This window comes from Desulfomarina sp. (genome assembly GCF_054039375.1).
This window is the reverse complement of the sequence record NZ_JBPLBA010000213.1, coordinates 1-3,349: the sequence shown is the minus strand read 5'-3', so window position 1 is coordinate 3,349 and position 3,349 is coordinate 1. Positions and strand designations below refer to the sequence as shown.

The 3,349-nt window shown below is 48.7% G+C and carries 3 protein-coding genes; 2 read left to right on the top strand and 1 reads right to left on the bottom strand.

All coding sequences use genetic code 11. The features are described 5' to 3' along the window. The first annotated feature begins 127 nt into the window (after positions 1-127). Together mtnA and ACXLDX_RS12070 are read left to right on the top strand one after the other, a co-directional pair. Positions 128-1,261 carry an S-methyl-5-thioribose-1-phosphate isomerase gene (gene mtnA, locus ACXLDX_RS12075; RefSeq protein WP_457577437.1) on the top strand — a complete coding sequence of 378 codons (1,134 nt, stop codon included), beginning with the start codon at positions 128-130 and terminating at the stop codon, positions 1,259-1,261. Then, entirely contained in the window at positions 1,258-1,632 is a 375-nt protein-coding gene (locus tag ACXLDX_RS12070; protein WP_457577436.1) for a PilZ domain-containing protein, read from the top strand. The genes mtnA and ACXLDX_RS12070 overlap by 4 nt, the downstream gene beginning before the upstream one ends. A gap of 187 nt (positions 1,633-1,819) precedes the next feature. Here the strand turns inward: ACXLDX_RS12070 and ACXLDX_RS12065 are convergent, their stop codons facing one another. Beyond that, positions 1,820-3,229 (bottom strand): mannose-1-phosphate guanylyltransferase/mannose-6-phosphate isomerase, encoded by a 1,410-nt coding sequence (locus ACXLDX_RS12065; protein ID WP_457577435.1) that lies wholly within the window; start codon positions 3,227-3,229, stop codon positions 1,820-1,822. Between the last annotated feature and the right edge of the window lie 120 nt (positions 3,230-3,349).

Here is a 3,349-nt window from a genome sequence, read left to right as displayed (position 1 = left end):
TTCTTTGCCCTGCGGGATTGGCGATTTTACCGAATCTGCTTCGTTTTCAATGGCTTGAAGTATGTCTATACGTCGACGCCATTGAACCTCGCATCTCCGGCAAACTCGCCAATTGCAGGATTTAGGTATGAATATAAACGGCAAACATTACAGAACCATCTGGCCTGACCCTTCAGACAGGACTGAAATTGTCATCATCGACCAGCGCAAACTCCCCCATTTCCTGGTCACTGAAAAACTTCGGACCGTAAATGATGTTATCATCGCCATAAAAGAGATGCGTGTCAGAGGTGCCGGCCTTATAGGTGTCACGGCCGGGTACGGGATCTATCTTGCCGCGCTGACTGCTCCGGATAAAGGTTTCGATGAATACATCAGAAAAGACGCCGCCAGACTTGAGAACAGCAGACCGACAGCCAAAAACCTGAAATGGGCCGTTGAAAGAGTCTGCAAAGCAATGGAGAGAGGCAACTCACCGGAACAGAAGCGGGAAATTGCTTTCCAGGAAGCAAACAGCATTGCCGACGAGGACATATTATTCTGCAGGCAAATAGGAAAACATGGCCTCGAAATCATAAGGGAAATAAGCAAAGGTAAAAAAGGAAAAAGAGTCAATATCCTCACCCACTGCAACGCAGGCTGGCTGGCCTTTGTTGATTACGGCAGCGCAACAGCCCCAATGTACGCGGCGAGGGATGCCGGTATCGACATCCATGTATGGGTTGACGAAACCCGCCCCTGGAACCAGGGAGCTAAACTGACGGCATGGGAATTGCAACAGGAAAAAATAGACAATACTCTTATCTGTGACAACACAGGAGGACACCTGATGCAGCATGGCATGGTTGATCTGGTCATTGTCGGCACAGACCGGACAACCCATACCGGAGATGTGGCAAACAAGATAGGCACCTATCTCAAGGCCCTCGCAGCCCGTGACAACAGCATCCCGTTTTATGTGGCTCTGCCGTCGTCCACAATTGACTGGACACTTGACAATGGCATGGAAATTCCTATAGAACAAAGGACAGGGAAGGAAATCACGACTATCACCGGTCTGGATAAAAACAATTCAATTTCCACAATTTCTCTGGCTGCTGACGGAACACGGACCGCAAATTACAGTTTTGATGTAACACCCGCCCGCCTGATAACGGGTCTCATTACGGAAAGGGGTACAGTTACAGCAGACAGGCACGCAATCCACAGTCTTTTTCCGGAGGGTGAACAGATCAACAGACAGGAACAGGGGATATCATGAAACAACGAGAGCAGAGAAAATTTATCCGTTACGACGCGCTGCACCTTCTCGACTATGTTGTTCTGAATGAAAATGGCGACACCTGCGAATACTCCATGGGCAGGACAATGGACGTGAGTGTCGACGGCATCAAACTGGAAACTACCTATCCCCTGAAAAGCAACACCAGGCTCCTGATCACCGTAGGCCTGGAAGATGATCTTGTGGACCTGGAAGGGAGGACAACTCACGCCTCACCCCACGAAGGCCGCTTTATTTCAGGAGTGGTTTTCCTGAAAATTTCAAGAAACGGCAGGCGGGTTTTCGCAAAATACGTTGAGGCTTTCCGTCGCAGACGTGAGGAACTGGAAAAGCAGCAGAAAGATAACTGACCCACCCGGCACCGGTGGACAATTACAGTTCAGAGGTCAATGTCGTTAATTTAAGGACAAGATGGTTAAGGAAAGCCCCATTCTGACCTTGGCTGAGGGTGTCAGAATGGGACTTATCGCTTAAGTTAACGACATTGGCTCAAAGGTAATAAAATCACCGAGTGCTACCCCTGTGACCAATTACGTTTTATTCTTCCCGTCCGTATACATCCTCAAAACGGACAATATCATCTTCTCCAAGATAACTGCCGATCTGCACCTCGATCAACTCGAGATCAATCACGCCTGGATTTTCAAGGCGATGCAGCGTTCCCACGGGAATATATGTCGATTCATTTTCATGGAGCAGTATTTCACGCTCCCCGTTAACCACTTTGGCCGTCCCGGTTACAACAACCCAGTGCTCATAGCGGTGATGGTGCATCTGCAGAGAAAGTTTCGCTCCTGGACTGACGGTAATTCGCTTGATCTGAAACCTTGGTGATTCTTCAAGCACCGTGTAGCTGCCCCAGGGTCTGTAAACCGTTCGATGAAAACTGAACTCTTTTCGGTTTTCTTTTTTCAGGCGGGTTACAATTTTCTTCACATCCTGTGAGCGTGACAACGGAGCCACCAGCAGGGCATCGGCCGTTTCAACCACAAGAGTATCTTCCAGTCCCACCGTTGCGATCAGCATTTCCTCAGCCCGAACCAGGCAGTTTTCCGTATCTTCCAGAAGGACATTTCCCCGGGTGACATTGCCGGAATCATCCTTGTCGAGGATATTCCACAGGGCCTGCCAGGAACCGATATCGCTCCAACCGAGATTTTCAGCAACCACCATGGCTACATTATCACTCTTTTCCATTAAGGCGTAATCTATGGAATCCGAGGGACAGGCCCCCATTGCAGATTTTTCCAGGCGAAAGAATCTGCCGTCAACCTCACCCCTCTCCACTGCTTTTGCCATGCAACCATTGATTTCCTGACCATATTTTTCCATCTCAGCCATAAAAGCGGCTGCAGAAAAAGCAAACATACCGCTGTTCCAGAAACAGTTCCCGTCTGCCAGGTATTTCCGGGCCAGCTCCATGTCCGGCTTTTCTTTGAACGATTGAATTTTCTGCCCATCTTCCCCTTCAATATAGCCGTAGCCGGTCTCGGGACTGGTCGGTTTTATACCAAAAGTCACAACAAACCCCTTCTCAGCCGGAAGCCTGGCTCGCTCCACCGCATCATTAAATATTTTTTGATTCATGATGACATGGTCCGCCGGAAGTACAAGAAAGACTGTATTCTCTTCCATGTCACTGCAGAAATGCACGGCACCGCAAATTGCAGGGGCAGTGTTTTTACCCATGGGTTCGAGAAGTACAGTATATTCGTCAAAGATACCAAGCTCATCAATCTGTTTTTTTGTAATAAACCGGTGCTCCTCACCCACGACGACAACGGGAGGCAGAACCCCGGGCAACTGACTGACCCTGAGAAGAGTGGTCTGCAGCAATGAAGTGTTATCGGTGAGCTGTAAAAGCTGCTTCGGGTAGAGCTCCCTGGACAATGGCCACAGCCTTGAACCGGTTCCCCCCGCGAGTATTACTGGTTGTATTTTTTTCACAATTTCCCTCAATTACTTAATGAATTCCGATTACGCATGAAACTCAGCCTGTTATTTGTGAGTCTGGGGATTGGGCCTGTTTTATCAGGCGTATTTCAAAAATCACTTTAGACTGATTAT